At 63.4% G+C, this 26448-nt stretch carries 26 protein-coding genes; 9 read left to right on the top strand and 17 right to left on the bottom strand.

The window, feature by feature from the left end:
- Positions 1 to 38: 38 nt before the first annotated feature.
- The 4 genes from E2K99_RS03455 to E2K99_RS03440 are packed head-to-tail and all read right to left on the bottom strand — an operon-like array spanning position 39 to position 4098.
- Positions 39 to 2243: a chemotaxis protein CheA gene (locus E2K99_RS03455; RefSeq protein ID WP_134221357.1), complete on the bottom strand. Its 2205-nt coding sequence runs from the start codon at positions 2241 to 2243 to the stop codon at positions 39 to 41.
- Entirely contained in the window at positions 2240 to 2554 is a 315-nt protein-coding gene (locus E2K99_RS03450) for an STAS domain-containing protein (protein ID WP_039785201.1), read from the bottom strand. The genes E2K99_RS03455 and E2K99_RS03450 overlap by 4 nt, the downstream gene beginning before the upstream one ends.
- Positions 2555 to 2596: 42 nt before the next feature.
- Positions 2597 to 2965 (bottom strand): response regulator, encoded by a 369-nt coding sequence (locus tag E2K99_RS03445; protein ID WP_039785198.1) that lies wholly within the window; start codon positions 2963 to 2965, stop codon positions 2597 to 2599.
- 17 nt (positions 2966 to 2982) lie between these two features.
- The gene (locus tag E2K99_RS03440; protein WP_134221356.1) at positions 2983 to 4098 is read right to left on the bottom strand and encodes a chemotaxis protein; all 1116 of its coding nucleotides are present in this window, start codon (positions 4096 to 4098) and stop codon (positions 2983 to 2985) included.
- A 423-nt stretch (positions 4099 to 4521) separates the two neighbouring features.
- Here E2K99_RS03440 and E2K99_RS03435 point away from each other — a divergent pair, with 423 nt between their 5' ends.
- Both E2K99_RS03435 and panB read left to right on the top strand, forming a co-directional pair.
- Entirely contained in the window at positions 4522 to 5163 is a 642-nt protein-coding gene (locus E2K99_RS03435; RefSeq protein ID WP_034332561.1) for a deoxynucleoside kinase, read from the top strand.
- A gap of 7 nt (positions 5164 to 5170) precedes the next feature.
- A complete protein-coding gene (panB, locus tag E2K99_RS03430; RefSeq protein ID WP_134221355.1) occupies positions 5171 to 5998 on the top strand; it encodes a 3-methyl-2-oxobutanoate hydroxymethyltransferase in 828 nt (275 codons plus the stop codon).
- A gap of 85 nt (positions 5999 to 6083) precedes the next feature.
- On the opposite strand, the gene dnaJ is transcribed toward panB, so the two are convergent.
- From dnaJ to E2K99_RS03400, 6 genes are all read right to left on the bottom strand, one after another.
- Entirely contained in the window at positions 6084 to 7211 is a 1128-nt protein-coding gene (gene dnaJ / locus E2K99_RS03425) for a molecular chaperone DnaJ (protein WP_121042964.1), read from the bottom strand.
- A 251-nt stretch (positions 7212 to 7462) separates the two neighbouring features.
- Positions 7463 to 9403 carry a molecular chaperone DnaK gene (dnaK, locus tag E2K99_RS03420; protein ID WP_121042962.1) on the bottom strand — a complete coding sequence of 647 codons (1941 nt, stop codon included), beginning with the start codon at positions 9401 to 9403 and terminating at the stop codon, positions 7463 to 7465.
- A 155-nt stretch (positions 9404 to 9558) separates the two neighbouring features.
- Complete coding sequence (gene grpE / locus E2K99_RS03415) at positions 9559 to 10128, bottom strand: nucleotide exchange factor GrpE (protein ID WP_039785190.1); 570 nt, start codon at positions 10126 to 10128, stop codon at positions 9559 to 9561.
- Positions 10129 to 10729: 601 nt separating this feature from the next.
- Positions 10730 to 11839, bottom strand: coding sequence for a ferrochelatase (hemH, locus tag E2K99_RS03410; protein ID WP_134221354.1), 1110 nt, complete (start codon positions 11837 to 11839; stop codon positions 10730 to 10732).
- A 44-nt stretch (positions 11840 to 11883) separates the two neighbouring features.
- Positions 11884 to 13530, bottom strand: coding sequence for a DNA repair protein RecN (recN, locus tag E2K99_RS03405; RefSeq protein WP_134221353.1), 1647 nt, complete (start codon positions 13528 to 13530; stop codon positions 11884 to 11886).
- Positions 13531 to 13609: 79 nt separating this feature from the next.
- Positions 13610 to 14527 carry an NAD kinase gene (locus E2K99_RS03400; RefSeq protein ID WP_039785185.1) on the bottom strand — a complete coding sequence of 306 codons (918 nt, stop codon included), beginning with the start codon at positions 14525 to 14527 and terminating at the stop codon, positions 13610 to 13612.
- Between the two features lie 36 nt (positions 14528 to 14563).
- Between E2K99_RS03400 and E2K99_RS03395 the strand changes: the two genes are divergently transcribed.
- Positions 14564 to 15292 carry an HAD family hydrolase gene (locus E2K99_RS03395; protein ID WP_134221352.1) on the top strand — a complete coding sequence of 243 codons (729 nt, stop codon included), beginning with the start codon at positions 14564 to 14566 and terminating at the stop codon, positions 15290 to 15292.
- A 71-nt stretch (positions 15293 to 15363) separates the two neighbouring features.
- Positions 15364 to 16392, top strand: a complete 1029-nt coding sequence (gene hrcA, locus E2K99_RS03390; RefSeq protein WP_034341051.1) for a heat-inducible transcriptional repressor HrcA — start codon at positions 15364 to 15366, stop codon at positions 16390 to 16392.
- A 120-nt stretch (positions 16393 to 16512) separates the two neighbouring features.
- Here the strand turns inward: hrcA and fur are convergent, their stop codons facing one another.
- The gene (fur, locus tag E2K99_RS03385; RefSeq protein ID WP_034341048.1) at positions 16513 to 16938 is read right to left on the bottom strand and encodes a ferric iron uptake transcriptional regulator; all 426 of its coding nucleotides are present in this window, start codon (positions 16936 to 16938) and stop codon (positions 16513 to 16515) included.
- 212 nt (positions 16939 to 17150) lie between these two features.
- Between fur and E2K99_RS03380 the strand changes: the two genes are divergently transcribed.
- The 5 genes from E2K99_RS03380 to E2K99_RS03360 all read left to right on the top strand — a co-directional run bounded on the left by E2K99_RS03380 (position 17151) and on the right by E2K99_RS03360 (position 20222).
- On the top strand, positions 17151 to 17699 hold the full coding sequence (locus E2K99_RS03380) for an outer membrane protein assembly factor BamE (RefSeq protein WP_134221351.1): 549 nt from the start codon (positions 17151 to 17153) through the stop codon (positions 17697 to 17699).
- A gap of 45 nt (positions 17700 to 17744) precedes the next feature.
- The gene (gene dapB / locus E2K99_RS03375; protein WP_134221350.1) at positions 17745 to 18551 is read left to right on the top strand and encodes a 4-hydroxy-tetrahydrodipicolinate reductase; all 807 of its coding nucleotides are present in this window, start codon (positions 17745 to 17747) and stop codon (positions 18549 to 18551) included.
- Between the two features lie 159 nt (positions 18552 to 18710).
- Positions 18711 to 19406, top strand: a complete 696-nt coding sequence (locus E2K99_RS03370; protein WP_034341031.1) for a MotA/TolQ/ExbB proton channel family protein — start codon at positions 18711 to 18713, stop codon at positions 19404 to 19406.
- A gap of 33 nt (positions 19407 to 19439) precedes the next feature.
- A complete protein-coding gene (locus E2K99_RS03365; protein WP_134221349.1) occupies positions 19440 to 19883 on the top strand; it encodes an ExbD/TolR family protein in 444 nt (147 codons plus the stop codon).
- 12 nt (positions 19884 to 19895) lie between these two features.
- Positions 19896 to 20222, top strand: a complete 327-nt coding sequence (locus E2K99_RS03360) for a barstar family protein (RefSeq protein WP_134221348.1) — start codon at positions 19896 to 19898, stop codon at positions 20220 to 20222.
- A 75-nt stretch (positions 20223 to 20297) separates the two neighbouring features.
- On the opposite strand, the gene E2K99_RS03355 is transcribed toward E2K99_RS03360, so the two are convergent.
- The 6 genes from E2K99_RS03355 to E2K99_RS03330 all read right to left on the bottom strand — a co-directional run bounded on the left by E2K99_RS03355 (position 20298) and on the right by E2K99_RS03330 (position 26089).
- Complete coding sequence (locus E2K99_RS03355) at positions 20298 to 21119, bottom strand: phosphodiesterase (protein ID WP_134221347.1); 822 nt, start codon at positions 21117 to 21119, stop codon at positions 20298 to 20300.
- Positions 21116 to 22210, bottom strand: coding sequence for an ABC transporter ATP-binding protein (locus tag E2K99_RS03350; RefSeq protein WP_134221346.1), 1095 nt, complete (start codon positions 22208 to 22210; stop codon positions 21116 to 21118). The genes E2K99_RS03355 and E2K99_RS03350 overlap by 4 nt, the downstream gene beginning before the upstream one ends.
- Positions 22207 to 23010: an ABC transporter permease gene (locus E2K99_RS03345; protein WP_134221345.1), complete on the bottom strand. Its 804-nt coding sequence runs from the start codon at positions 23008 to 23010 to the stop codon at positions 22207 to 22209. Before E2K99_RS03345 ends, E2K99_RS03350 begins: the two co-directional genes overlap by 4 nt.
- 9 nt (positions 23011 to 23019) lie before the next feature.
- Positions 23020 to 23910 (bottom strand): ABC transporter permease, encoded by an 891-nt coding sequence (locus E2K99_RS03340; RefSeq protein WP_134221344.1) that lies wholly within the window; start codon positions 23908 to 23910, stop codon positions 23020 to 23022.
- A 21-nt stretch (positions 23911 to 23931) separates the two neighbouring features.
- Positions 23932 to 24939, bottom strand: coding sequence for an ABC transporter substrate-binding protein (locus E2K99_RS03335; RefSeq protein WP_034338144.1), 1008 nt, complete (start codon positions 24937 to 24939; stop codon positions 23932 to 23934).
- Between the two features lie 61 nt (positions 24940 to 25000).
- Positions 25001 to 26089 (bottom strand): LacI family DNA-binding transcriptional regulator, encoded by a 1089-nt coding sequence (locus E2K99_RS03330; protein ID WP_134221343.1) that lies wholly within the window; start codon positions 26087 to 26089, stop codon positions 25001 to 25003.
- Positions 26090 to 26448: the final 359 nt, after the last annotated feature.

Genomic DNA, 26448 nt, shown 5'->3' with positions numbered 1-26448 from the left:
CGCTTCCCCTCGTGGTGCGGGTCCCTTGATCGGGCCCGTCATGGCGCCGACGCCACACTGCGTTCGGCGTAGGCCGCCGTATTGCCTTGTTCCTGTTGCTGGGTGTGCTGCACCAGGTGCGGAATATCCAGGATCAGCGCGACCCGGCCATCACCCAGAATGGTCGATCCCGACAATCCCTTGACCTTGCCGAACAGCCGCCCCAGCGGTTTGATCACCGCCTGGCACTCGCCCAGCAGACCATCGACCAGCAGCCCGGCGCGCAATTGCCCGTACTGGACGATCACCAGGCTCTTGCGCGCACGGGCCTGTTCGCGCGCAGGCAGGTCGAACAGCTCACGCAGCGGGACAAACGGCAAGGGCTCGCCACGGACCGCGACGATATGGCTGCCGTTCTGGCGCGGCGGCATGTCGATGCACTCCACCACCATGTCCAGCGGAATCACGAACACCGCATTGCCGACCACCACCTGGAAGCCCGAGATGATGGCCAGTGTCAGCGGCAGGCGGATGCGGACCACGGTGCCACGCCCGGGTTCGGTATCGATGGCCACCTCGCCCTGCAGGGCATCGATGTTGCGCTTGACCACATCCATGCCGACACCGCGTCCGGAAAGTTCGGTGACCTGCTCGGCGGTGGAAAAGCCGGGCTCGAAGACGAAGCGGTAGATCTCGGCATCGCTGAGTTCGGCCTCCGGCGTCGTCAATCCTTGTGCGATGGCCTTTTCCAGAATGCGCGTGCGATCCATGCCGCGGCCATCGTCCATCACCTCCACCAGCACGCTGCCGGATTCATGCATGGCATTGAGCCGCAGCGAGGCCTTGGGCGGCTTGCCGGCGGCAATGCGCTCGGCGGCAGGCTCGATGCCGTGGTCGATGGCATTGCGCACGATGTGCATCAGCGGATCGGCCAGGCGCTCCACCATGGATTTGTCCAGCTCGGTCTCGGAGCCGGTCATGGTGAGATCGATATCCTTGTCGAGATCGCGGGCGATGTCGCGCACGATGCGCGGGAAGCGCTGGAACACCTCATTGATCTGCACCATCCGCAACGTGAGCGCGGCATCGCGGATCTGTTCCATCAGGCTATCGATGGCCTGGGTGGCCTCCTCGAACTGGCTGTCCTTGCGGCGTCGGGCAATCAGGCGCGCACTGGCACCGGCGATGACCAGCTCGCCCACCAGGTCGATCAGCTGGTCCAGCTTGGAGACTTCGATCTTGATGAACTTCTGTTCCTGCGCACGCCGCTCGTCCAGCGGGCGCGGCCGCGCACCGGCGCCGGGCGCGGCCACCGGCACTGCGGGGGCGGCGGCGTCAGCGAGCGTGGCTGCGCCCAGGCAGCGCCATTGGGCTTCGTTGAACAAGTCCAGGCTGCGCCATTGAGCGGCCAGGCGCGCCGCATCGTCGGGGGCGAGCCGCTGCAGCACCGTCGCATACGCCGCCAGGGGACTCTGCGGCGGCAGGATATCGATGCGGCTGTCATCGCGTACGAATTCGAACACGTCTTCCAGCGTCTGCCGGGTGGAGTCGGAGGCCAGGCAGATTTCCACGCCCAGGTAGCAGCTCTCGGCATCCATGGCCGCCGCTTCGGGAATGTCTGCCTCCACCGGCAGGATGGCGACGATGCGGCCCAGCGAACGCAGGTAGTGCAGGAAAGACAGGGGATCGAGTCCATCACGCAGGACATTCTCATTGAACTGCAGCGACAGGTGCCAGTAGGGATAATCGGCCGTCGCCTGCAGGGCCGCATCCCGGTGGACATCGCCGCCGTGGGCTGCGTCCGCAGAGGCAGTGCCGGCGAGCCGCTGCAGCAGCCGTGCCGGCTCGCTGGCCGCCTCGCCCGGTGCACTGGCCGACTGCGCGACCTCGGCCAGTGCAGCCAGCAGCGTGGCACGGCGTTCGGCATTGGGTTCCTCGGCTTCCTGGTTGCGCTCGATGGCATCGACCAGGTCACTGACGTAATCGCCACACTGCAGCAGCAACGACATCATGGGCGCGTTCAGGGGCAGGCGTTCTTCACGGACCAGATCCAGCACATGCTCCACCTGGTGCGTGAACTGCACGATGCTGTCGAAGGCGAACAGGCCGGCCGAACCCTTGATGGTATGGGCGGCGCGGAAGATGGCGTTGATGCTGTCGCGGCTCGGTCCTTCCATCTCGATCTGCAGCAAGGCCGCTTCCATGGCCACGAGCAGTTCGCGGGCTTCCTGGACGACGGCGTCGCGGGCGGAGTCCTTTTTCATGCGGCCTCCACGGCAGGGCTGAAGCGCTCATGCAATTGCAGCAGGTCCAGCGTGGCCAGCACGGCCGGACTGTAGACACCGATCTCCAGCTGCCGTCCGCCGGCGGCCAGCTCGCGCCGCAACAGCAGCAGCAGCTGGATGCCGGCCGTGTCCAGCTCATCCACGCCGGACAGGTCGAGCACCACCTGCGTCTGCGGCAGCGTCAGGGCGTGCAACAGCTCCGGCTTGCGCTCGGCCGCCTGGAAAATGGTCAGTCCGCCGCTCACGGTGAGCAGCAGCCTGTCCTCTTGCACGGAATACGTCAGCGGCATCGTCGGGTTCTCGGCATTCTCTTCAAGGGTCCGTGGTATGGCTCACGGCTGTACCAGCTTGGCCACGGCATCGAGCAGCACCGGCGGCAGGAAGGGCTTGTGCACCCAGGCGCGGATGCCGGCGGCCTTGCCTTCCTGCTTGCGCGCTTCGCTGCTTTCGGTAGTCAGCATGATGACGGGGGTGAATTTGTAGGCGGGCATCTGCTTCATCTCGCGCACGAAGGACAGCCCATCCAGATTGGGCATGTTGAGGTCGGAAATGACCAGATTGAACTTGCGGCCATCCAGTTTCTTCAGCGCTTCCAGGCCGTCAGCCGCTTCTTCGACCTGATAGCCGGCGCTCTTCAGGGCCGCCGTGATGGTCTGCCGCAGGCTGAAGGAATCGTCGACGATCAATATGCATTTTTCCATCTCGGTGCCTCGTGATCTCAGAAAAAATCCACCTGCGACGGTGGCGCGGGATGGCCCTGCTGGCCGGCATGCATCTGGCGTTGTTCCTGGGTGGTATAGGTCTTTTCAAGATCAGTCAGCCACTGCTGCGGCGAGGGCAGCCCCCGCGCCTCGGCGGCCGCGTTGCGCAGGCGCAGGATGTCCTGCTGTACGTGATCCAGGATCTGGCTGATGCGGTCCTGGAATTGCAGGTGCACCAGGATGTCGCACACTTCGCGGTCGACTTCGCGGCCTTCGTCTTCCAGCGTTTCCATGGTCGTGGTGAGCTTCATGGCGGAGTGGCGGAAGTCGGCGATGATCTGGTCGATCACGGCGCGCGAGTTTTCGGCGATGCCTTCGGTATCGGCCGCATCCCCGGTGGCACCGATGGCCGCCATGATCTGCTGGCGCGCGCTCTTGGCGCGGGCAGCGATCTGGCGGCTGTTCTCGGCCGAGCGCTCGGCCAGTTCCTGCCAGCTCTGCTCGTCGCTGAGCAGATCGGTCACGCCGGTCTGGCCGGCCAGTTGCTCGTTCTGCTGAGCCAGGCGGCGAATCTCGTCATTGGCCGCCATCAGGCTGTCGAACTTGGTCACCAGCACCTGGCGCGAGGCCAGCATGCCTTCCAGCGCCGAGGCAATCGCACCCAATTGTTCAGCAGCGTGCTGCACGGTCTGCAGGATCTCGCCATTGGCGCTATGTCGGGCGGGGTCCAGTGCGCCGCCCAGGCGCTCGTGGATGCCGACGAAGCGGGCCGTCAAGCCGTCAATGGCCGATTGCGTCTGGGCCCGCGCCAGTTGCACATTGCCCTGCCACACCGGTAGCACTTCGCGGACCAGTTCGGCCAGGGGCGCGGTGCTCTCAACTGCGCCAGCCGGCTCGGCCGCCATCAGCGGCTCTATCGGCAGCCCGGCAGCAAGCGCTGCAGCAGCAGGTGGCAAGGATGGCTGCGGTGCGGCCATGGCGGGCACCGCCGGGGCGGGCAGGCAAGTCAGGTAGAAGGCCCCGCCGATCAGCAGGCCGACCAGTGCCCCCAGCCACCAGTGCTGGGCCAGCATCATGAACAGCAGCAGATTCACCAGGCACAGCATCGGCAAGATATTGCGAAGCGATTTCACAGCCACGTTTTCCTGTTGGTTGTTGTCAGCTCGGGGCAAACCGCACGGCCATGATCGCGATGCACACAGCCCGCCCTTGACGGTGTTTACGGCAACGATGCGCGCTTCTTTGGCAACCCCGCCCGGTGCGCAGGCGAAGTTGGCAGCGACAAAGGCGATTCAGCACCTCCGGCACACCGCCGCCCGGCACTAATGGCGCTTGCAGCGGGTCTATCCTGCGCGCACTGACCCACAGCCTATTGTGCTGGCTGCCCGGGTCTCGCCTTGCGTGGAATAAAGGCCGAATTCCGGTTGAGTTGTCTGCACCAACAGACAATCATCGGAAAGTTGCCAAGAATCAACAAAAAGCCAGGTCGGCCATTCAGGCCGGCCGCAATGAAATCAACTACAATGCCGCACCCGGCGTGCCGGGGGAAAGACACCATGGAACTGGAAAGCTATCGCTATATCGCAATCGACGGCCCGATCGGGGCTGGCAAGACTTCGCTGGCCACGCGCCTGTCGGCGCTCTGGGGCGCACAGGCCGTGCTGGAGCAGCCGGAAGGCAATCCCTTCCTGGCCGAGTTTTACCGGGATGCTGCACGGCATGCCTTCCAGACTCAGGTTTTTTTCCTCCTGCAGCGCATGGGGCAGTTGCAGGCACCGCTGGATCCGGCGCAGCTGGAGGGACGCTTCATTGCCGACTTCATGCTGGAAAAGAACATCCTGTTCGCCCAGCTGACCCTGGCCGGCGATGAACTGGCGCTTTATGACGCCTTGTATCGCCAGTTGCAGCCCAAGGCGCGGGTGCCCGACCTGGTGATCCACCTGCAGGCACCGGCCGATGTTCTGCAGACCCGCATCGCCGCGCGCGGGATCGCCATGGAGGAAGCCATCTCCCTGGATTACCTGCAACGGCTGTCGGAGTGCTACAGTCAATTTTTCTATCATTACCAAGACGCGCCGGTACTGACCGTCAACACCGAGCATCTGGATCCGGCCCACAGCGATGCCGATCTGGCCATCCTGCTGCAGCACATCCAGGAGATGCACGGGCCGCGCGCCTTTCTCAATCACGGAGGTTGAATCTTTCATGGCAGGCTATCTTCAGGAATCGGGCGCGGCACGCGCCAAGCCGGTGACCACCCACACCCTGCAGGCGATGCGCGCCAAGGGCGACAAGATCAGCATGCTGACCTGTTATGACGCCAGCTTCGCCACGCTCATGGAGCGCGCCGGGCTGGAAACGGTGCTGATCGGCGACTCCCTGGGCATGGTCTGCCAGGGCCATGATTCGACCCTGCCGGTGACGATCCAAGATGTGGCCTATCACACGGCGGCCGTCGCCCGCGGCACCCGCACCATGCTGATCATCGCCGACCTGCCCTTCGGCACCTACCCGACCCGCGAGGAAGCCTTCCGCAACGCCGCGCTGCTGATGCAGGCGGGCGCGCAGATAGTCAAGCTGGAAGGCGGCGTGTGGCTGGCCGATACCATCAAGTTCCTCACCGAGCGCGGCATCCCGGTGTGCGCGCACATTGGCCTGACGCCGCAGTCAGTGCACCAGCTGGGTGGCTTCAAGGTGCAGGGCAAGACCAGCGATGGCGCCACGCAGCTGCATGCGGATGCGCTGGCGGTACAGCAGGCGGGCGCTTCGCTGGTGGTCATCGAAGCGGTGCCGGCCACGCTGGGCAAGGAAGTGACCGACCGCCTGGCCATCCCCACCATCGGCATTGGCGCCGGCCCCGATTGCTCGGGCCAGGTGCTGGTGATGCATGACATGCTGGGCGTGTTCCCGGGCCACAAGAGCCGCTTCGTGCGCAACTTCATGGACGGGGCCAGCGGCATCGAGGAGGCGGTGCGCCACTATGTGGCGGCCGTGAAGGATGGCAGCTTCCCCGCGCAGGAGCATTGCTTCTGAGGCCTTGATTCAGGCTGTGGACAAGAAAAAGGCCAGCGAGATCGCTGGCCTTTTGCTTTGCTGCCGATGATGCAGATGCTGCTGATTACTCGAAGAATTCCTTGACCTTGTCCTTCCAGGTCTTGGTCTGCGGGCTGTGCTTGGCGCCGCCTTCGGTGGTGAGCTGCTCGAACTCGCGCAGCAGTTCCTTCTGGCGATCGGTCAGCTTGACCGGGGTTTCCACCACGACGTGGCAGAACAGGTCGCCCGCGTAACCGGAACGCACGCCCTTGATGCCCTTGCCGCGCAGGCGGAAGGTCTTGCCGCTCTGGGTCCCTTCGGGAATGGAGAAGGAGGCCTTGCCATTCAGGGTCGGCGCTTCGATCTCGCCACCCAGTGCCGCCTTGGCGAAAGAGATCGGCATCTCGCAATGCAGGTCATCGCCATCACGCTGGAACACATCGTGCGGCTTGATGTGGATTTCCACATACAGGTCGCCCGGAGGACCGCCGTTGACGCCGGGTTCGCCGTTGCCGGAGGAGCGGATGCGCATGCCGTCGTCGATGCCTTCGGGGATCTTCACTTCCAGCGTCTTGTTGCGCTTGATGCGGCCGGCACCGGCGCAGGTGGTGCAGGGTTCCGGAATGATCTTGCCGCTGCCGTGGCACTTGGGGCAGGTCTGCTGGATGCTGAAGAAGCCCTGTTGCATGCGCACCTGGCCATGACCGCCGCAGGTGGTGCAAGTGACCGGCGAGGTGCCGGGCTTGGCGCCGCTGCCGTGGCAGGTATCGCACTGGTCCCAGGACGGCACACGGATGGTGGTGTCGAAGCCGTGCGCAGCCTGTTCCAGCGTGATTTCCAGGTTGTAGCGCAGGTCGGCGCCGCGATAGACCTGCGGGCCGGAGCTGCGGCCGCGGCCACCGCCGCCGCCAAAGATATCGCCGAAGATGTCGCCGAAGGCATCGGCAAAGCCACCCGCGCCGGCACCGCCGCCGCCACCCATGTTGGGGTCGACGCCGGCATGGCCGTAGCGGTCGTAGGCCTCGCGCTTCTGCGGGTCCGACAGCATCTCGTAGGCTTCCTTGACCTCCTTGAACTTGTCTTCCGCACCCTTGCTGTCCGGGTTGCGGTCAGGATGGTACTTCATCGCCAGCTTGCGATAAGCCTTCTTGATTTCGTCGTCGCTGGCGTTCTTTGCCAGTCCGAGCACTTCGTAAAAATCGCGTTTTGCCATGTTGTATAACCCACCTTGTTATTGTGTTCCGTCGCTGCTGCGATGGCCTGCATCTGCGGCCGCGCAAGCACGACCGGAAACCAACAATGTGAAAAAGCCGAGTTCAGCTTTTGACTGCGGACTCGGCGTACCGGCCTGGCCGAAAAACAACCCGGCCGGGTGGATGCTTCTCAAAAATCCGCCCGGGCTGCGGAAAAACCGCACCCGGGCGCGAGCGCTGACCTCAGGTAAATCGAGGCGTCAGTCCCGGATTACTTCACTTCCTTGAAGTCGGCGTCGACCACGTTGTCATCCTTCGGAGCTGCACCGGCGGCACCGGCCTGGGCACCGGCAGCGCCCGCAGCACCACCGGCGGCAGCGGCTTGCGCCTGCTGGTCGGCGTACATCTTCTCGCCCAGCTTTTGCGCAGCGGTCGACAGGGCTTCGGTCTTGGCATCGATGGTGGCCTTGTCGTCACCCTTCAAGGCTTCTTCCAGGTTCTTGATGGCGGCTTCGATGACTTCCTTCTCGCCGGCTTCCAGCTTGTCGCCGTATTCGCCCAAGGCCTTCTTGGTCGAGTGCACCAGCGCATCACCCTGGTTGCGGGTCTCGGCCAGTTCCTTCAGGCGCTTGTCTTCCTCGGCGTTGGCTTCGGCGTCGCGCACCATCTTTTCGATCTCTTCTTCATTCAGGCCGGAGTTGGCCTTGATGGTGATCTTGTTTTCCTTGCCGGTGGCCTTGTCCTTGGCGCCCACATGCAGGATGCCGTTGGCGTCGATGTCGAAGGTCACTTCGATCTGCGGGGTGCCGCGCGGGGCCGGCGGGATGCCTTCCAGGTTGAATTCACCCAGGGCCTTGTTGCCCACGGCCATTTCACGCTCGCCCTGGTAGACCTTGATGGTCACGGCCGGCTGGTTGTCGTCGGCAGTGGAGAACACCTGGCTGAACTTGGTCGGGATGGTGGTGTTCTTCTTGATCATCTTGGTCATGACGCCGCCCATGGTTTCGATACCCAGCGACAGCGGGGTCACGTCCAGCAGCAGCACGTCCTTGCGGTCGCCCGAGAGGACCGAACCCTGGATCGCGGCACCGACGGCCACGGCTTCGTCGGGGTTCACGTCACGGCGCGGATCCTTGCCGAAGAATTCCTTCACCTTCTCGATGACCTTGGGCATGCGGGTCATGCCGCCGACCAGGATCACGTCGTCGATGTCAGACACCTTCACACCGGCGTCCTTGATGGCGGTGCGGCAGGGTTCGATGGTCTTGGCGATCAGTTCCTCAACCAGGGACTCCAGCTTGGCGCGGGTGATCTTCAGGTTCAGGTGGACCGGTGCGCCATTGGCCATGGCGATGTAGGGCTCGTTGATCTCGGTCTGTTGCGAGGACGACAGCTCGATCTTGGCGCGTTCGGCCGAAGCCTTGATGCGCTGCAGGGCGATGGCGTCCTTGGACAGGTCCAGGCCGTTGATCTTCTTGAATTCCTCGATGATGTAGTCGATCAGGCGCTGGTCGAAGTCTTCGCCGCCCAGGAAGGTGTCACCGTTGGTGGACAGCACTTCGAACTGCTTTTCGCCATCGACGTCAGCGATTTCGATGATGGACACGTCGAAGGTACCGCCGCCCAGGTCATACACGGCGATCTTGCGGTCACCCTTTTCAGCCTTGTCCAGGCCGAAGGCCAGTGCCGCTGCGGTCGGTTCGTTGATGATGCGCTTGACGTCCAGACCGGCGATGCGGCCGGCGTCCTTGGTGGCTTGGCGCTGGGCGTCGTTGAAGTAGGCCGGCACCGTGATGACGGCTTCGGTGACTTCTTCGCCCAGGTAGTCTTCGGCGGTCTTCTTCATCTTGCGCAGGACTTCAGCGGAAATCTGCGGCGGGGCCAGCTTCTTGTCGCGCACGCCGATCCAGGCGTCGCCGTTGTCGGCGGCCACGATCTGGTAGGGCATCAGGTTGATGTCCTTCTGCACTTCCTTTTCGGTGAACTTGCGGCCGATCAGGCGCTTGGCGGCGTAGATGGTGTTCTTCGGGTTGGTGACGGCCTGGCGCTTGGCGGGTGCGCCGACCAGGATTTCGCCGTCTTCCTGATACGCAATGATGGAAGGCGTGGTACGCGCGCCTTCGGAGTTCTCGATCACCTTGGGCTGGTTGCCTTCCATGACGGAAACGCAAGAGTTGGTGGTGCCCAGGTCAATACCAATGATTTTTCCCATGATTTTTCCTTCGTTCTTTCAGCCCTGGATGTCGGGCTACAGGTGTTTTGAATGGTTTGAATATGTGGAGGAAAGATGGACTTTCAAGCGCCGGAACCACCGGATGAAGCAAAAATGATGCCGTTTGCCTCTTTTCCCTTCCGGCGCCGGTCCGCTTACTTTCCCTGGGCCACCGTCACCAGCGCCGGACGCAGCAGACGGTCGGAAATCATATAGCCTTTTTGCAGCACGGCAACCACCGTGTTGGCTTCCTGCTCGGCCGGCACGGCCGAGACGGCCTGATGCTTCATGGGGTCGAGCTTCTCGCCGGCCTGCGGGCTGACTTCCTGCAGCTTGTTCTTCTCGAAGGCCGAGGAGAGTTGCTTCAAGGTCATGTCCACGCCTTCCTTGAGCGATTCCAGCGAGGCGTTTTCGATCTTCAGCGCCATTTCCAGGCTGTCCTTGACCGCCAGCAGCGACTCGGCGAAGCCCTCGATGGCGAACTTGTGGGCCTTGGCGATGTCTTCCTGAGCACGGCGGCGGATGTTCTCGCCTTCGGCACGGGCACGCAGGAAGGCGTCCTGCATCTCGGCAGCCTTGGCTTCGGCTGCGGCCAGCTTGTCTTCCAGTGTGGGCTCGGCAGCGGCGGCCGGAGCAGCCTGCTCGGCGGCAGTGGCAGCAGCGGCGTCAGCAGCCTGGTTGTCTTGCTGGACGGATGGGTTTTCCTGTTTTTCCATGTCTTGCATTCCTGAATTACCTCCAACAAATCAATGATTTACGTGCGTGCGGCAGCCTGATGTGAAGCGCCGTCCGCCAAGGGATGCGGCACAAGTAGGGCATGTCCCTGCTTTTTCAAGGGCTTTTTGGCACTTTCCGGCGACTTTTTGCCTGTTTCTGCGATTTCAAGAAGAAAAATGTTACGCGCGCTTACAGAAATTACGGGGTCTGACTTCAAGTTAATTCGACCCCGACCTAAACTGAATTCGAGTTCCTGCCCTTTGGGGCAGGCTCGTTTGACGGCATTTCCACTTCCCCTCATCGCTTGTCGCGCCAACAAGGTGTCATCATGAAACTGCCACTGATTGCGGCCATTATCTTCGTTGCCCTGTACAGCCTGCTGGCTACCGCCTGGATCAGCTATACGCATCTGGTGAGCGAATACACGCTCTGAGCGCCGCTACCCCCCGGTTTTTTTCTTGTATGAACGATCTGGTCGCCCTGCACCAGGCAAGATCATTGCCGGACAGACAATATCAGCGACAGTAAAGGCGTTCAGCCTGCCATTTTAGCAGGCTGAAGGGCGCTGACCGCCACAGGTCGGCGGTCGATATGAAGCTTTCTGAAAAATCAGCGATCCGCGCCGAGTGCCTTTGCCCGCTCTGCGGCGATCGCCTGCTGGCGCGCCATCTCTTCGCGGGCGGCGGCATTGCTCATGGTCGGCCAGCCGGCCAGGTGCTGCTCGACGATCTCCACCATGCCGTTGATCCAGGCCGGTGATTCATTCAGGCAGGGGATGAAGTGAAACTCCTTGCCGCCTGCGTGCAGGAAGTCTTCCTTCACTTCCATGGCGATTTCTTCCAGGGTTTCCAGACAGTCGCTGGTGAACCCGGGACACATCACGTCGATGCGGCGCACGCCCTGCCGGCCCAGTTCCTGGGCGGTGGGCGCGGTGTAAGGCTGCAGCCACTCGGCCTTGCCGAAGCGCGACTGGAAGGTGACCTGGTACTGCTCATCGGTCAGCCCCAGCGACTCCGCCAGCAGGCGGGCGGTCTTGTAGCACTCGCAATGATAAGGATCGCCCAGCATCAGCGTGCGCTTGGGCACGCCGTGGAAGCTCATCAGCAGCTTGTCCGGCCGGCCGTGCAGGTCCCAGTGATCCAGCACCGACTGGCGCAGCGCCTGGATGTAGGCATCCTGGTCGTGATAGTTGCGGATCAGGCGCAGTTCGGGGATGTTGCGCACCTGGCGGTAATGGTCGAAGACGGCATCGAAGATGGAAGCAGTGGTCGTGCCCGAGTACTGCGGATAGGCCGGCAGCACCAGGATGCGCGTGCAGCCCTGTTGCTTCAGCTGATCCAGCACTTCGGGCAGCGACGGCGTGCCATAGCGCATGGCATACACCACCTGTAACTGATGATGGCCGCGCCCGGCCAGTTGCACCGCCAAAGCAGCGGCCTGGCGCTGGGTATGCACGCGCAGCGGCGAGCCTTCCTCGGTCCAGATGCTGGCGTATTTCTCGGCCGACTTGGAGGAGCGGAAAGGCAGGATGATGCCGTTGAGAATGAACCACCACACCGCACGCGGGATTTCCACTACACGCGGGTCCGACAGGAATTGCTTGAGGTAGCGTCGCAGCGCGCCTGCATTGGGCGCATCGGGCGTGCCGAGATTGACCAGCACCACGGCGGTGGAGGCCGGGCTGCCGTGGGTGTAGGGAGGTTCTTTGCGGAAGGGCATGATCGTTGAGCTTGGGTTTCTTGATGTTCTTGGTGTGAGGGCGATCAGGAAGCCAGCAGCTCGCGCGCGTGCTTGCGCGTGGTGGCCGTGATTTCCAGACCGCCCAGCATGCGGGCGATTTCTTCCACGCGCGCCTTGGGGTCCAGCCCGTCGATATCGGAGAGGGTCTTGCCGCCCTCGCTGCGCTTCTTGACCTGGTAGTGCTGGTTGGCCTGGCTGGCCACCTGCGGCAAGTGCGTCACGCACAGCACCTGGCGCTCCTGGCCGAGGCGCTTCAAGAGCCGTCCGACCACTTCGGCCACGGCACCGCCGATGCCGCTGTCGACTTCATCGAAGATCAGGGTCGGTACCGTGGTGGCAGCCGAGGCGATCACCGAGATGGCCAACGAGATGCGCGCCAGTTCACCGCCCGAGGCCACCTTGGCCAGTGCGCGCGGTGCCACGCCGGCGTGACCGGCCACCAGGAATTCCACCTGTTCCAGGCCGTATGCCGCCGGCTCCACTTCATTGAGCGCGATCTCGAAACGGCCACCGGCCATCGACAGATCCTGCATGGCGGCCGTGACCGCCTCGCCCAATGCGGCAGCGGCCTTGGCGCGCGCCTTGGAGAGTTTCTGCGCCTGCGCCAGATAGGCTTCCTTGAGCTTGTCTTCCTGCGCGCGCAGAGCATCGAGGTCGCTGGCATCGGCCAGTTGCTTCAATTCTTCGGAGAGCTTGCGATATTCCTCGGGCAACTCATCGGGCTGCACGTGGAATTTGCGGGCGGTCGAATGGATGGCTTCCAGGCGCTCTTCCACTTCCTGCAGGCGCGCGGGGTCGAGTTCAACGCGGCCGAGATAATCATTCAAGGCATAGACCGCTTCCTGCAGCTGGATCTGCGCCGGTTCCAGCGCATCGAGCACCGGCTTCAAGGCAGTATCGACATCGACCAGCTTGGTCAGCTTCTGCGTAATCGAGGAGAGCTGCGAGAGGATGGGCGACTCCGATTCCGAGATCACGCCCAGCGCCTCCTGCGCGCCACCAATGAGCGCAGCAGCATGCGACAGGCGGCTGTGCTCGGTACTGATGTCAGCCCATTCGCCGGGCTTGACGGCCAGCTTGTGCAGCTCGGCCACCTGCCACTCCAGGCGCTCGCGCTCCAGCAGCACATTGCGCGCATCCTGCTCGAACTGCTCACGCTGGCGGGCCAGGGCGCGCCAGGTTTTGTAAGCGGCAGCCACTTCACGGGCAGGTTCCAGCAGACCGGCCTGGCTGTCCAGCAACTGGCGCTGGGCATCAGCCTTCATGAGCGACTGGTGCGCGTGCTGGCCGTGGATGTCCACCAGCATCTCGCCGACTTCGCGCAATTGCGCGGCGGTGGCGGCGCTGCCGTTGATGTAGGCCTTGCTGCGGCCGGCATTGTCGATCACCCGGCGCAGCAGCACGCCGTCGTGCTCGCCGGTGAATTCGTGTTCGTCCAGCCAGGCCATCACTTCCGGCGTGGCGGTGAAATCGGCGCTCACATCCGCCTTGGCCGCGCCCTCGCGCACCACGCTGGGATCGCCCCGTCCGCCCATGGCCAGCGCCAGGGCATCGATGAGGATGGATTTGCCGGCGCCGGTTTCGCCGGTGAAGACGGAGAATCCGCGCGCGAATTCGAGCTCGATGGCATCGACAATCACGAAGTCGCGAATCGTTAAGGTACGCAGCATGGTGGTCTCGCAGCGGGTTGGACGGACAGGCCAGTAGGCTCAAGCGGGCCGGCACGCGAAGGCCGGGCTTGATGCGCGCTTATTGTAATCGGCCTTCTATGGAGGGGTATTCATTCCAGTGCAGCTTCTCGCGCAGGGTATCGAAATAACTCCAGCCCTCGGGATGCAGGAAAGTGATCTTGTGCGCCGAACGGCGGATCACGATGCGGTCGCCATGCAGCACGCTGGTCAAGGATTGCATGTCGAAGTTGGCGCTGACCTCGCGCCCGGCCACCACCTGAATCACGATCTCGCAGGAATCCGACAGCGTGATGGGACGGTTGGACAGCGAATGCGGAGAAATCGGCACCATCACGATCCCGTGCAGGCTGGGATGCAGGATGGGGCCACCGGCCGACAAGGCATAGGCGGTGGAACCGGTGGGCGTGGCCACGATGAGGCCATCGGAACGCTGGTTGTACATGAAGCGGCCATCGACCTCCACCCGCAGCTCGACCATGCCGGAGGTGGAGCCACGCGCCACCACCACATCGTTCAGGGCCAGCGCGCGGAAGATCTCGCTGCCCTCGCGGTAGACCCGCGCTTCCAGCAGCGAACGCGACTCGGCTTCGACCTTGCCTTCCAGCATGTCGGCCAGAGCCGGTATCATGCGGTCTTGGGCGATATCGGTGATGAAGCCCAGGCGCCCCTGGTTGATGCCGATCAGCGGCACGTTGTAGGGTGCCAGCTGGCGCGCGATGCCGAGCATGGTGCCGTCGCCGCCGACCACGATGGCCACGTCGGCGTGATGTCCGATCTGCTCGGGCGTCATGCTGTCATAGCCTTGCAGGGCGATGTTCTCGGCGGTCTCGGACTCGAAGACCACGGTGTGGCCGTGCGACTCGAGGAACACCGCGATGTCCGACAAGATCTGCGCGATGCCGACGGCCTGGAACTTGCCGACGATGGCGACGGTTTTGGGTACGGCTGCCTGAACGGGTAATTTGATGGGCCACATGCTGCGGATTAGACCATAATTTGAGATGACATTGTAATGAAACCAAGCGCTTCCTCCCTGCCCTCCTCGCCCGCTCCCTCCCCCATCGAGGCGGTCCTGTTCGATCTCGACGATACCCTGTGGGCCATCGAGCCGGTGCTGGTACGTGCCGAAGGCCTGCTCTACGACTGGCTGCGCGAGCATGCACCAGCGGTGGTGGCGGCCCATACCATTGCCAGCCTGCGCGAACGCCGCATGGCCCTGATGAAGACCGACCCGATGTATCGCATCGACCTCTGGAAGCTGCGCCATACGGCGCTTTCCGAGGTCTTCCGCGAGCATGACGTGGACCTGGCGCTGGTCGACCCGGCCATGGCCCTGTTCTCCGAAGCGCGCAGCACGGTGGCGCTGTTCGATGACGTCGAACCGGCGCTGCTGCGCATGAAGGGCAAACTCACGCTGGGCTCGGTCTCCAACGGCTTTGCCGACCTGGAGCGCATCGGCCTGGCCGGGCACTTCGGGGTCTCGATTGCCGCCCATCGCTTCGGCCGCGCCAAACCGGATCCGGCCATCTTCCACGCCGCCTGCGAGGCACTGCAGGTCGCCCCGGCAGCCACCGTCTATGTGGGCGACGATCCGCTGCTGGACGTGCAAGGTGCGCAGCGGGCCGGTTTGCGGGCAGTATGGATGAACCGTTTCGACCGCACCCTGCCCGAAGGCATCACCCCCGACGCCATCTGCCGCGACCTGCATGAGCTGCACGACTGGCTGCAGGCGCAAGCCTGACCCTTTGTTCAATTTCTGGAAGAACTGACGCGGCCGTCACATTTACCGGATATGCCGCTAGAATATGCCCCATGCAACTCGATAACCGCGCCCGCACACTCCTGAAGGCCCTGGTCGAACGGTACATCGCCGACGGCCAGCCAGTGGGCTCGCGCGCCCTGTCGAAACTGTCCGGCCTGGAACTGTCGCCGGCGACCATCCGCAACATCATGGCCGATCTCGAAGAGATGGGCTTCGTCGCCAGCCCGCACACCTCTGCCGGCCGCGTGCCCACGCCGCGCGGCTATCGCATGTTCGTCGACACGCTGCTCACCGTCGAGGCCATCGACGAGAGCGCCCTCGAAGGCCGCCTGCAGGCGCGCTTGCAGCACAGCGGTTCGCCCCAGAAGATCATCACCAACGCAGCCCAGGTGCTGTCTTCGCTGTCGCAGTTCGCCGGCGTGGTGATGACGCCCAAGCGCGAATCGATGTTCCAGCAGATCGAGTTCCTGCGGCTGTCGGAAAAGCGCATCCTGCTGGTCATCGTCGACCAGGGCGGCGACGTGCAGAACCGCATGCTCCTGACCGACGTCGACTACACCCCGAGCCAGCTGACCCAGGCCGCCAACTACATCAACCAGCATTACGCAGGCCAGTCCTTCGACCAGGTGCGCATCCACCTGCAGGGCGAACTGCGCCAGCTGCGCGACGACATGACCGCGCTCATGCAGGCCGCCGTCGAAGCCGGCAGCGACGCCATGAACGAAGAGGCCGACAACAACGTGGTCATCTCCGGCGAACGCAACCTGCTGTCGGTGACCGACCTGTCTTCCAACATGAATTCGCTGCGCCGCCTGTTCGACATGTTCGAGCAGAAGACGGGGCTCCTGCAGCTGCTCGATGTGTCCAGCAAGGCCACGGGCGTACAGATCTTCATCGGCGGCGAATCCCAGCTGGTGCCGATGGACGACATGAGCATCGTCACCGCCCCCTACGAGGTCAACGGCCGCATCGTCGGCACTCTGGGCGTGATCGGACCGACCCGCATGGCCTACGAACGCGTCATTCCCATCGTCGACATCACCGCCAAGCTGCTTTCCAGCGCCTTGAGCCAGCACTGATCCCGGCCAGCACAACCATCGTGCCAGGACGCAAAAAAGCCATGTGAGACCTCACATGGCTTTTTTACATTTTCCTTCATGCAGCATTGCCGGAATCAAGCCAGGCAAGCGAAAGCAAACTTACTTCTTCACTTTCTTGCAGTTTTTGCAATGACCGTAGAGGGCCAGGGCATGGTCGGCGATCTCGAAACCGTGCTCCTGGGCAATCTTGAGCTGGCGCTTCTCGATTTCGGCGTCGAAGAATTCCTCGACCTTGCCGCAATCCAGGCAGACCAGGTGGTCGTGGTGCGAGCCTTCGTTGAGTTCGAAGACGGCCTTGCCGGTCTCGAAGTGATTGCGCTGGAGCAGGCCGGCCTGCTCGAACTGGGTCAGCACGCGGTAGACGGTGGCCAGACCGACATCGAGGTTGTCGGACAGCAATTGTTTGTAGACGTCTTCGGCGCTGAGATGGCGCACGGAGGTGTTCTGGAAGATTTCGAGGATCTTCAGGCGCGGCAGGGTCGCCTTCAGGCCGCTGGCCTTCAGTTCGGATGGATTGTTCGGCATGGTAGAGTGGGTTCCCGGGTTTTACTGGTCTCGAACAGGCGCGGCGGTCCACTGGGAAGACCTGGCGGACCGTTCCGGCGGGGCGGTGGGGAACGCCCTTTTACACCCGGAACGCACTCATGCCTATTTAAGAAGTAAGTTCTAGCTTATCATATAGCGCTTTAGGCTCATGGCTCAACCCGGTTGAAATCTTTATGCGCATGCTTTCCCGAATGAAGTCCCGTCATCACACCACCGCCATCGGCGTCCTGGCTGCACTGGCCGTCTCGCTGGCCGGCTGCTCCTCGACCAAGGCACCGGAACAGGCAGCACCCACCGATACCTCGGGCGTGAAGGTGACCGGCAAGAGCAACAGCCTGTTCGGCTTCTTCAGGCCCTACCGCATCGACATCCAGCAAGGCAACTTCGTCTCCAAGGAAATGGTGGCGCAACTGCGCCCCGGCCTGACCCGTGACCAGGTGCGCTTCGTGCTGGGCACGCCGCTGCTGACCGACATGTTCCACAGCAACCGCTGGGACTACGATTTCCGTCTGGCCAAGGGCAACGGCGAGATCATGACCAGCCGTGTCTCGGTGTTCTTCAAGGATGACCTGCTGGATCACGTCGAAGGCGGCCAGAACCTGCCCACCGAAAGCGAATACCTGACCCTGATCACTGACGCCAAGGTCGGTTCCAAGGCCGGCTTCAGCGACAAACCCAAGGACGACAGCGAGATCAAGCCCGCCTCGCCGGTGGCGCCTTCCTCGGCCACCAACAAGTAAGCCAGGCAAGCCCCGTCCTTCGCACTTCTTTCTTCCGAGTTTTACATGACTGCACTGAATATCGCGGTGACCGGCGCCTCCGGGCGCATGGGCCGCATGCTGATCGAAGCCATCCTCAACGCCGAGGGCCTGCACCTCTCCGGCGCCCTGGATACGCCCGCCTCGCCTGCCATCGGCACCGATGCCGGCCTGTTCCTGGGCAAGACCACCGGCGTGATCATCGAATCCGAGCTGGCACGCGGCCTGGCCGGTGCTGACGTGCTGATCGATTTCACCCGTCCGGAAGGCACGCTCAAGCACCTGGAATACTGCGCCGCCCACGGCGTGAAGGTCGTCATCGGCACCACCGGTTTCGAGGCCGAAGGCAAAGCCGCCATCGCCGAATTCGCCAAGCGCACCGCCGTCATGGCCGCGCCCAACATGAGCGTGGGCGTCAACGTCACGTTGAAGCTGCTGGAACTGGCCGCCAAGAATTTCTCGCACGGCTACGACATCGAGATCATCGAAGCCCACCACCGCCACAAGGTCGACGCTCCCTCGGGCACTGCGCTGAAGATGGGCGAAGTCATCGCCGATGCGCTGGGCAGGAAGCTCGACGACGTCGCCGTCTACGCCCGCGAAGGCGTTACCGGTGAGCGCGATCCGTCCTCCATCGGTTTTGCCACCGTGCGCGGCGGCGACATCATCGGTGACCACACGGTCCTGTTTGCCGGTATCGGCGAGCGCATCGAGATTTCGCACAAGTCCTCCAGCCGCGTGTCGTACGCCATGGGCAGCCTGCGCGCCGCACGCTTCCTGGCCGACAAGGACACCGGCCTGTATGACATGCAGGATGTGCTGGGCTTCAAGTAAGCCGAGCCCGCAATCACAGGAAATGCCCGACGCTGCCGCGCCCCACCAGGTCCGGCAGCGAATTTTTTTGGGGTCCGCCGCTCCAAGCGACTCACCCCCAGCCAACCGTCATTGACTCCCTGCCGCGTGCGCGCGGCGTCTTTCCCGAAAGCACCTACCATGGAACAGAACGTTGGATTTGCCCACTACTGGGCCCAAGGCGATGCCGTTTCGCACTCGGTGGCCTATCTGCTGTTGCTGATGTCGATCGCCAGCTGGTTCTACATCCTCTCCAAGGCCTGGGCCGCCTGGCGCATCCGCCGTGGCAGCAATGCCCTCGAACAATTCTGGCAGGCCCCGACCCTGGCCGACGCCACCGCCGCCATGCAGCGCCTGGACAGCGAACAGATCTACACCCCCATGGCCGAGCGTGCCGCCGAAGCGGCCGACATCGGCACGCGCCAGCAGGGCACGCCGTCGCTCAACGCCGCGACCGATCCGGGCGAGCTGATCACGCGCACCCTGCGCCGTGAAATCAACCGCGTCTCGGCGCGGCTGGAACGCGGTCTGACGCTGCTGGCCTCGGTCGGCTCGACCGCGCCCTTCGTGGGCCTGTTCGGTACCGTCTGGGGCATCTACCACGCGCTGGTGGCGGTCTCAGCCAGCGGCACGGTGCAGATCGACAAGGTCGCCGGTCCCGTGGGCGAGGCGCTGATCATGACCGCGCTGGGCCTGCTGGTGGCGATCCCGGCCGTGCTGGCCTACAACGCCTTCACCCGCATCAACCGCGTGGTGCTGGCCGAACTGGATGGCTTCGCACATGACCTGCATGCCTACCTGACCACCGGCGAGCGCGTCGGCGGCATGCGCAAATAATTTTTTCGACACCCGATCCGAGAGGAGTCCCACATGAGTTTCGGCGGATTCAACGACAACCAGAACTCGGCCCCGATGGCCGACATCAACGTCACCCCGATGGTGGACGTGATGCTGGTCCTGCTGGTGATCTTCATCATCACCGCGCCCATGTTCACCCACGCCCTGAAGCTGGACCTGCCCACCGCGCAGTCCAACCCGGCCCCGGAAAAACCGGAGACCATCACGCTGGGCATCGATGCCGCCGGCAAGCTGTACTGGAACGACCAGCCGGTCAGCGAAGCGGACATGGAGACGCGTCTGGCGGCTGCTGCGGCCAAGAAACCGCAGCCCGAGCTGCAATTGCGCGCCGACAAGTCGACCCGTTATGAAATGATCGCCGAAGTGATGTCGGCCGCGCAGGGTGCGGGGCTGACCAAGCTGGGTTTCGTCACCGACCCCAAGGGCGGCGGCAAGAGCAACCGACAAGCAAACTGAAAGAGAGCAGGCATGGCCACCGTACAACTGGCGGGCGACCGCATCACCGACTGGGACAGTTTCCATACCGAGAGCGCAGCCGCCTTCGGCTTCCCGGATTTCTATGGCCGCAGCATGGATGCCTGGGTCGATTGCCTGTCCTACCTGCGCGATGAGGACGGCATGTGCAAGTTCACGCTCAAACCCAAGGAAGTGCTGACCATCGAGATCAGCCACAGCGCCGAGCTGCACCAGCGCCTGCCGGACTTGGTGGAAGATGTGGAATTCTGCTGCACGGCCATCAATGACCGCTGCGAGGATTATGGCGAGCCGCCGGTCATTGCGCTGGTGTGGAAGTGATCCTGGCGTTTTCCATTCATCTCCCCCATCGCTGCGGCGGCCCTGATTGATCTCTCAAAGAGATCAATCAAACATTCAATCAATCAACTCATCCCCATCATAAAACGGATACGGCCCATCGAATTCCCCGATGAAGGCCGTATGGCTGACCAGGCTCTGCGCAGCCGCATCCCACCAGTGCAGCTGGAATCCCGGCGGCTCCATGACGAAGCAGGAAGGTGCTTGCGGATCCAGGTCCAGTTGCACCTGATGTGACACGCCCGGACAGGTCGTCGCCAGCGTCCCGCCAAAGCGGCGCTGGATGGAGCGATGCAGGTGGCCGCACAGGATGCGTTCAACCTGCGGATGCTTGCGCACCACCGCCTCCAATGCCTGCGGATCGGCCAGCCCCATGTCATCCATGTGCCCGATGCCGGTGGTAAAGGGCGGGTGATGCATGGCGATCACGGTCGGCCGTTCCGGCTGCTGGGCCAGTACCTCATCCAGCCACAGCAGGCTGGAAGTAGCCAGCTCGCCGCCGCTGGCGCGCGGGATCACGGTATCGAGCGCGATGATGCGCACCGGATGATCCTCGATCACATACTCGATGCGCTCGCCCCCCTGCTGCAGATAGGTGTGCTCCGGGAAAGCCGCGCGCAGCGCATTGCGCTCGTCATGGTTGCCCGGCAACAGGTAATACGGCATGGTCAGCGGTGCCAGCAGGTCACGCAGGCAGGCATATTCGGAGGGCTTGCCGAAGTCCACCAGGTCGCCGGTGATGACCAGCACGTCCGGCTTCTGCTTCAAGGCATTGACCTGCCGCACGCAGCGGCGCAGTGCTTCGGCGGTATCCACCACGCGATAGGATTTCTTGCCATCGGTCTTGATGTGCAGGTCGGAAATCTGTCCCAGGATCATGCGGTCTCCTTCTCGGCACGCGGTGCCAGTTTTACCAGTGCTTCGGCCGGCAAGCGGATGGCGATTTGCTGGCCGGCTTCCCACCAGCCACGGCGGCTGGTCTCGGCAATGACCGGACGCTCAGTACCAATCTCGATTTCAAAACGGGTACGGTCGCCGAGGAAGAAGGTGTTGAGCAGCTTGCCGCGCACGCACTGCGCATCGGCTTCGGTGACATCCACCACCTCGACATCTTCGGGACGGAACATGGCACAGGCCTGCTGCCCCTGCTGGGCCGCATCGAGCTTGTCGAGCAGCGGCAGGCTCCCTGTGGGCAACAGCAATCTATCTCCAGAAACGATACCTTGCACGCGATTCATCGCCCCGATGAAATCGGCCACGAAGTCATTGGCGGGATGATAGTAGATCTCGCGCGGGGTGCCGATCTGCGAAATCTTGCCGCGTTCCATGACCACGATGCGGTCGCCCAGCGCCATGGCCTCGCCCTGGTCGTGGGTGACATAGATGGCGGTGATGCCGAGGCTGCGCAGCAGCTTGTTGAGGTCACTGCGCACAGCTTCGCGCAGCTTGGCATCGAGTGCCGTCAGCGGTTCGTCCAGCAGCAGCACGCGCGGCTCCATCGCCAGTGCGCGCGCCAGGGCCACACGCTGCTTCTGGCCGCCCGAAAGCTGGTCCACGCGGCGATGCGAAAGGCCTTGCAGATGCACCATCTCCAGCAGGCGCTCGACGCGCTCGGCACGTTCGCCGGCGGGGATCTTGCGGATCTTCATGCCATAGGCGATGTTCTCGCCCACGCTCATGTTGGGGAACAGCGCATAGTTCTGGAACACCATGCCCACGCCACGCTTTTCAATCGGCAGTGCGGTCACGTCTTCGTCGCCGAAGAACACGCGCCCGCCTTCATCGGGAAACTCCAGCCCGGCGATCATGCGCAGCGTGGTAGTCTTGCCGCAGCCCGAGGGACCGAGCAGGACCAGGGTTTCACCGGGATGGATATCGAGGTCCAGCGGCTGCAGCGCACGCGTGCCATTGGCGAAGGACTTGGCGCATTGCTGCAGGCGGATGGAAACGGCTTCTTGCTTGGGCTTCATAGACTGACTTTCTTGCGTGTTGCCTGGGTCGCCCACTGCATGCCGATCAGGAGCGGAATGATCATGAAAAAGAAGATCAGCGTATAGGCCGATCCCACCTCCAGCCGCATCGATGCATAGGCATCGGCCAGGCCCACCGGCAGGGTCTGGGTCAGCGGCGTGTGCAGCATCCAGGTGATGTTGAATTCGCCGATGGAAAGCGTGACCACCATCAGCGCCCCGGCCAGGATGCCCGAGGCGGCATTGGGAATGACGATGCCGAAGAAGCGGCGCATCCGCCCCGCCCCCAGGCTGGCGGCGGCTTCTTCCAGCTGGGCCAGCTGCGAGGACTGCATCACCGCCAGCACCGGGCGCACCATGAAGGGCAGCGTGAAGATCACGTGGCCGACCAGGATGAAGAGAATGCTGGCGCGGAACCCGCGCAACTGGCCATAAGCCATGATCAGCGCCAGTGCTGTGGCCAGGCCCGGCACAGCCACCGGCATCATGAGCAACTCTTCGATGACGCGCGCCAGGCGGCTGTGGCCGCCGCGATAGCGCGCCAGCATATAGGCCAGCGGCACGCCGGCCACCAGGGTCACCGCCAGGCAGGCCAGCGCGATGATGAGCGAGCGCCAGATGGTGGGCTGGTACATCTCCCACACCTGGGCCACCCAGCGCAGCGTCAGTCCGCTGGACAAGCCGACGAAGAAATTCTCGGTCACGCCGGCCAGCATCGACAGCACCACCGGCACCACCAGGAAGGCGCACACCAGCAGCGTGAATCCCAGCTGCAGGTAAAAACGGAAACGATTTTGCATGGCTCTTCCTTATGCCGCAGCGGCCACGCCGCTGCCGGTGAGCGAACGCGCCAGTGCCAGCACCGCCCAGGTGATCAGGCCCAGCACGATGGACAGCGAGGCCGCCGTGGCGAAGTTGGCGTAGCCGGTAAATTCGTTGTAGATGGTCATGGGCAGCACATCGATATTGGCTGCCAGCGTGAAGGCGGTCCCGAAGGCACCGACGCTGGTGGCAAAGCAGATCGCCCCCGATGAAATGAGCGCCGGCAGCAGTGCGGGCAGCACCACGTGCAGCAGCACCTGCCACGGCTTGGCACCGAGCGAGCGTGCCGCTTCTTCCAGCGAGGGATCGAGTTTTTCAGCGGCGGCCACGACGGTGAGGATCACGCGCGGAATCGAGAAATACAGGTAACCCAGGAACAGCCCCGCCAGCGAATACGCGAACACCAGCGATTCGCCAAAGAGCCAGTTGGTGAAGGCACCGATGAGCCCTTGGCGTCCGGCCAGCATGATGACCATGAAGCCGACCACCACGCCGGGAAATGCCAGCGGGAAGGTCAGCATGGCCAGCAACACCGACTGGCCAGGAAAACGATTACGTTGCAGGAACAAGCCGACGAACACCGAGATGGCCAGCGTGGCGACCGTGACCACTGCCGACAGCGCCAGCGTGGACATCAGGCTGGTGAAGTAATGGCGGTTGGTCAGCACCGACAGGTAGGCCATCGCGCCGTCCGGTCCCGAGGCACCCACGCCGACCAGCCGCACCATGGGCAGCAGCCAGAAGGCGCAGAACAGGGTCAGGCCGGGGACGGCGAACCACAGCCAGACACCGTTGCCGGCCGCGCGCGGACGCGCCGCCGGCGGCTGGCCGGCCAGCGGGGTCGGCGCGCCGGACGCCGGGGGAATCATGCTCTTCATGCTTGCTCCTGCGGTCTGCATTCAGCGTACTTCGGCCAGGTAGCGCTCGCCGAACTTGCGCTGGGCTTCGGCCATCTTGCCGTAGTCCACCGCCTTGGCGCGGGCGTATTCCGAGGCCGGCAGGAAACGCGCTTCGGCTTCCTTCGACATCGCCGCCGCACGCACCGGGCGCAGGTAGGCATTGGCCCAGATCGCCTGGCCCTGGTCGGACAGCAGGAAGTCCAGCACCTTCTTCGCTTCAGCCTGGTGCGGTCCGTTCTTCACCAGCGAGACCACGTAGGGCACGGTGACGGTGCCTTCCGAGGGAATCACGAACGCCACGTTGGCGTGATCCTTGTATTTGGCGCGATAGGCGTCGAAGTCATAGCCCAGCAGGATGGGAATTTCACCCGAGATCAGGCGTGCATAGGAAGTCTGCTTGGGCACGATGGGCTGGTTCTTCTGCAGGTTCTTGAAGAAGGTGATGGCCGGCGAGAAATCGTCCAGCGTGCCGCCCATGGCCTGGTTGATCGCCACCGCGCCGACATAGCCGACGAAGGCCGAAGCCGGGTCGAGATAGCCGATCAGGCCCTTGTACTCGGGCTTCTGCAGGTCGGCCCAGGACTTGGGCACGGGCTTGCCCTTCAAGGCATCGACGTTGACCATGATGCCCATGGTGCCGGAGTGGATGGTGACCCAGTAACCGTCAGGATCCTTCAGTCCGTTGGGGATATCGTTCCAGTGGGCCGGCTTGTAGGCGGCCACCAGGTCCTTGTTCTTCGCTTCGATGCCGAAGGACACGCCCAGGTAGGTGAAATCCGCCACCGGGCTGGCCTTCTCGGCCGTCAGCTGGGCCAGGGCCTGGCCGCTGTTCTTGTTGTCGGGCGGCACGGTGATGCCGGTCTTGTCCTTGATGGCCTTGATCTGCGCAGCCCAGTCCGCCCACTCGGGCGGACAGTTGTAGCAGATCGCGGTCTGGGCCGAAGCGGCCAGGGAAGCCGACAGCAACAGCGCGCCGGCAGCAGTTTGAATAACACGTTTCAGGAACATGTCAGATCCTTTCCTAAGGGTTGAACAACGAGGGCACAACAAATTCTTGACGACATCAGCATCAGCAAGAGGCCGGTGCAGGCGGTGCTACCGAGCCCCCTTCGCGCAGCGTATGCGGAAGGATGTGGCGCCCCCCGGCGATGACCGGCACCGGCGCCTCCTCGACCGCCGCAGCGGCCGGCAGCGCGCGCTCGATGGCATCGACCAGCGTGCGCAGGGCGACATCGCCGATCTGCTCGGAGGGCTGCACCACGCTGGCCAGCACCGGCTGCATCAGCGCCCCGACAGGGATGCCGTCGAAGCCCATCACCGAGATATCCTCCGGCACCTGCAAGCCCAGCGCGCGCAGATCGCGCATGGCGCTCAGGGCCAGCAGGTCGTTGGAACAGAACAGCGCAGTAGGGCGATGCAAGGGGTCGGCCATCATCTGCTGGTAATCGGTAGCCGCGGTGAGCGTGTGGCGCTCGACCTCGATGGCCGGCAGCGGCGCCAGACCGGCCGCTTGCATGGCATCGAGATAACCGCAGTAGCGCTGCATGGCGCGGTCGGACGCATTGAAGCGCCCCGACAGCATCTGGATGCGGCGATGCCCCAGCCCGATCAGGTGGCTGACGGCATCGCAGGCGGCAGCGCGGTTGTCCACCGAGACCGAAGCGCGATGCGTGGCGGCCTCGGCATCCGCATCGGCTGCGGCAGCGGCCAGCTGGTTGTAGGCCAGCACGAAGGGAATGCGCTCGCGCTCCAGCAGGTCCAGCGTGGCATTGGCACCGGCATCGGCCACCGTCAGGATCACGCCATCGACGCGATGGCCCAGCAGCAACTCCACCGCCGCCGATTCATCCTCGGGCAGGTATTCGGTGGTGGTGAACATGACCGAGTAGTCCAGCGCGCGTGCGGCCAGCTCGATGCCTTGCAGGCACTGGGCGAACACCGTGTTGGACAGGGTTGGCACCACCACCCCGACCGTGCGCGAATTGCCGGCGCGCAAGTTGCGGCCGGTGAAATTGGGACGGAACCCCAGTTCGGCGATGCTGCGATGGATCTTCTCGGCGGTTTCCGCACTGACCGACCCCGGCTTGTTGAGCAGGCGGGACACGGTGGCAATGGAGACGCCAGCCAGATGGGCAACTTGTTTGATGGACGGACGCACGGGGTTTCCGGGGCAAATGAAAACGATTTCATGATGCCGCCCGATTGTTACGCCCTCATGACCATCAAACCGTGTGGAATGTGAACGAAAACCTCACAAATGCTGGCTCACAGCGACTTTCCATCTCCCGTCAAACGAAGCAGCCAAATTCAAGCCAACCTCAATAAAAAATTGCTTTTTCACAATTTTTCGAGAATTAACAAGAAGTATTTCGAGAACACGCCACGCCGCCGTTGCCGATGGTTTCATACGTCACGCCAGCCTTCATGCTGGTCAGCGCACCATCCCAGTCCGTCGCCCCCTCGCAGGCGGGAACCGTGTAGCTGCTATCCCTGCTGCCGCCCTGCTCAGGCACAGGG

Origin of the sequence: Herbaspirillum huttiense (assembly GCF_004367745.1) — a bacterium.
Lineage (GTDB): Bacteria > Pseudomonadota > Gammaproteobacteria > Burkholderiales > Burkholderiaceae_D > Herbaspirillum > Herbaspirillum huttiense.
The sequence above is the reverse complement of the archived record's forward strand: the minus strand, read 5'-3'. Positions and strand labels throughout refer to the sequence as shown.

Bases quoted from the DNA above. Each gene is read 5' to 3' on its own strand.
- E2K99_RS03455 (WP_134221357.1), bottom strand. From the start codon at position 2,243: ATGAAAAAGGACTCCGCCCGCGACGCCGTCGTCCAGGAAGCCCGCGAA.
- E2K99_RS03450 (WP_039785201.1), bottom strand. From the start codon at position 2,554: ATGCCGCTGACGTATTCCGTGCAAGAGGACAGGCTGCTGCTCACCGTG.
- E2K99_RS03445 (WP_039785198.1), bottom strand. From the start codon at position 2,965: ATGGAAAAATGCATATTGATCGTCGACGATTCCTTCAGCCTGCGGCAG.
- E2K99_RS03435 (WP_034332561.1), top strand. From the start codon at position 4,522: ATGGAACTGGAAAGCTATCGCTATATCGCAATCGACGGCCCGATCGGG.
- panB (WP_134221355.1), top strand. From the start codon at position 5,171: ATGGCAGGCTATCTTCAGGAATCGGGCGCGGCACGCGCCAAGCCGGTG.
- dnaJ (WP_121042964.1), bottom strand. From the start codon at position 7,211: ATGGCAAAACGCGATTTTTACGAAGTGCTCGGACTGGCAAAGAACGCC.
- dnaK (WP_121042962.1), bottom strand. From the start codon at position 9,403: ATGGGAAAAATCATTGGTATTGACCTGGGCACCACCAACTCTTGCGTT.
- grpE (WP_039785190.1), bottom strand. From the start codon at position 10,128: ATGCAAGACATGGAAAAACAGGAAAACCCATCCGTCCAGCAAGACAAC.
- hemH (WP_134221354.1), bottom strand. From the start codon at position 11,839: ATGCCCTTCCGCAAAGAACCTCCCTACACCCACGGCAGCCCGGCCTCC.
- recN (WP_134221353.1), bottom strand. From the start codon at position 13,530: ATGCTGCGTACCTTAACGATTCGCGACTTCGTGATTGTCGATGCCATC.
- E2K99_RS03400 (WP_039785185.1), bottom strand. From the start codon at position 14,527: ATGTGGCCCATCAAATTACCCGTTCAGGCAGCCGTACCCAAAACCGTC.
- E2K99_RS03395 (WP_134221352.1), top strand. From the start codon at position 14,564: ATGAAACCAAGCGCTTCCTCCCTGCCCTCCTCGCCCGCTCCCTCCCCC.
- hrcA (WP_034341051.1), top strand. From the start codon at position 15,364: ATGCAACTCGATAACCGCGCCCGCACACTCCTGAAGGCCCTGGTCGAA.
- fur (WP_034341048.1), bottom strand. From the start codon at position 16,938: ATGCCGAACAATCCATCCGAACTGAAGGCCAGCGGCCTGAAGGCGACC.
- E2K99_RS03380 (WP_134221351.1), top strand. From the start codon at position 17,151: ATGAAGTCCCGTCATCACACCACCGCCATCGGCGTCCTGGCTGCACTG.
- dapB (WP_134221350.1), top strand. From the start codon at position 17,745: ATGACTGCACTGAATATCGCGGTGACCGGCGCCTCCGGGCGCATGGGC.
- E2K99_RS03370 (WP_034341031.1), top strand. From the start codon at position 18,711: ATGGAACAGAACGTTGGATTTGCCCACTACTGGGCCCAAGGCGATGCC.
- E2K99_RS03365 (WP_134221349.1), top strand. From the start codon at position 19,440: ATGAGTTTCGGCGGATTCAACGACAACCAGAACTCGGCCCCGATGGCC.
- E2K99_RS03360 (WP_134221348.1), top strand. From the start codon at position 19,896: ATGGCCACCGTACAACTGGCGGGCGACCGCATCACCGACTGGGACAGT.
- E2K99_RS03355 (WP_134221347.1), bottom strand. From the start codon at position 21,119: ATGATCCTGGGACAGATTTCCGACCTGCACATCAAGACCGATGGCAAG.
- E2K99_RS03350 (WP_134221346.1), bottom strand. From the start codon at position 22,210: ATGAAGCCCAAGCAAGAAGCCGTTTCCATCCGCCTGCAGCAATGCGCC.
- E2K99_RS03345 (WP_134221345.1), bottom strand. From the start codon at position 23,010: ATGCAAAATCGTTTCCGTTTTTACCTGCAGCTGGGATTCACGCTGCTG.
- E2K99_RS03340 (WP_134221344.1), bottom strand. From the start codon at position 23,910: ATGAAGAGCATGATTCCCCCGGCGTCCGGCGCGCCGACCCCGCTGGCC.
- E2K99_RS03335 (WP_034338144.1), bottom strand. From the start codon at position 24,939: ATGTTCCTGAAACGTGTTATTCAAACTGCTGCCGGCGCGCTGTTGCTG.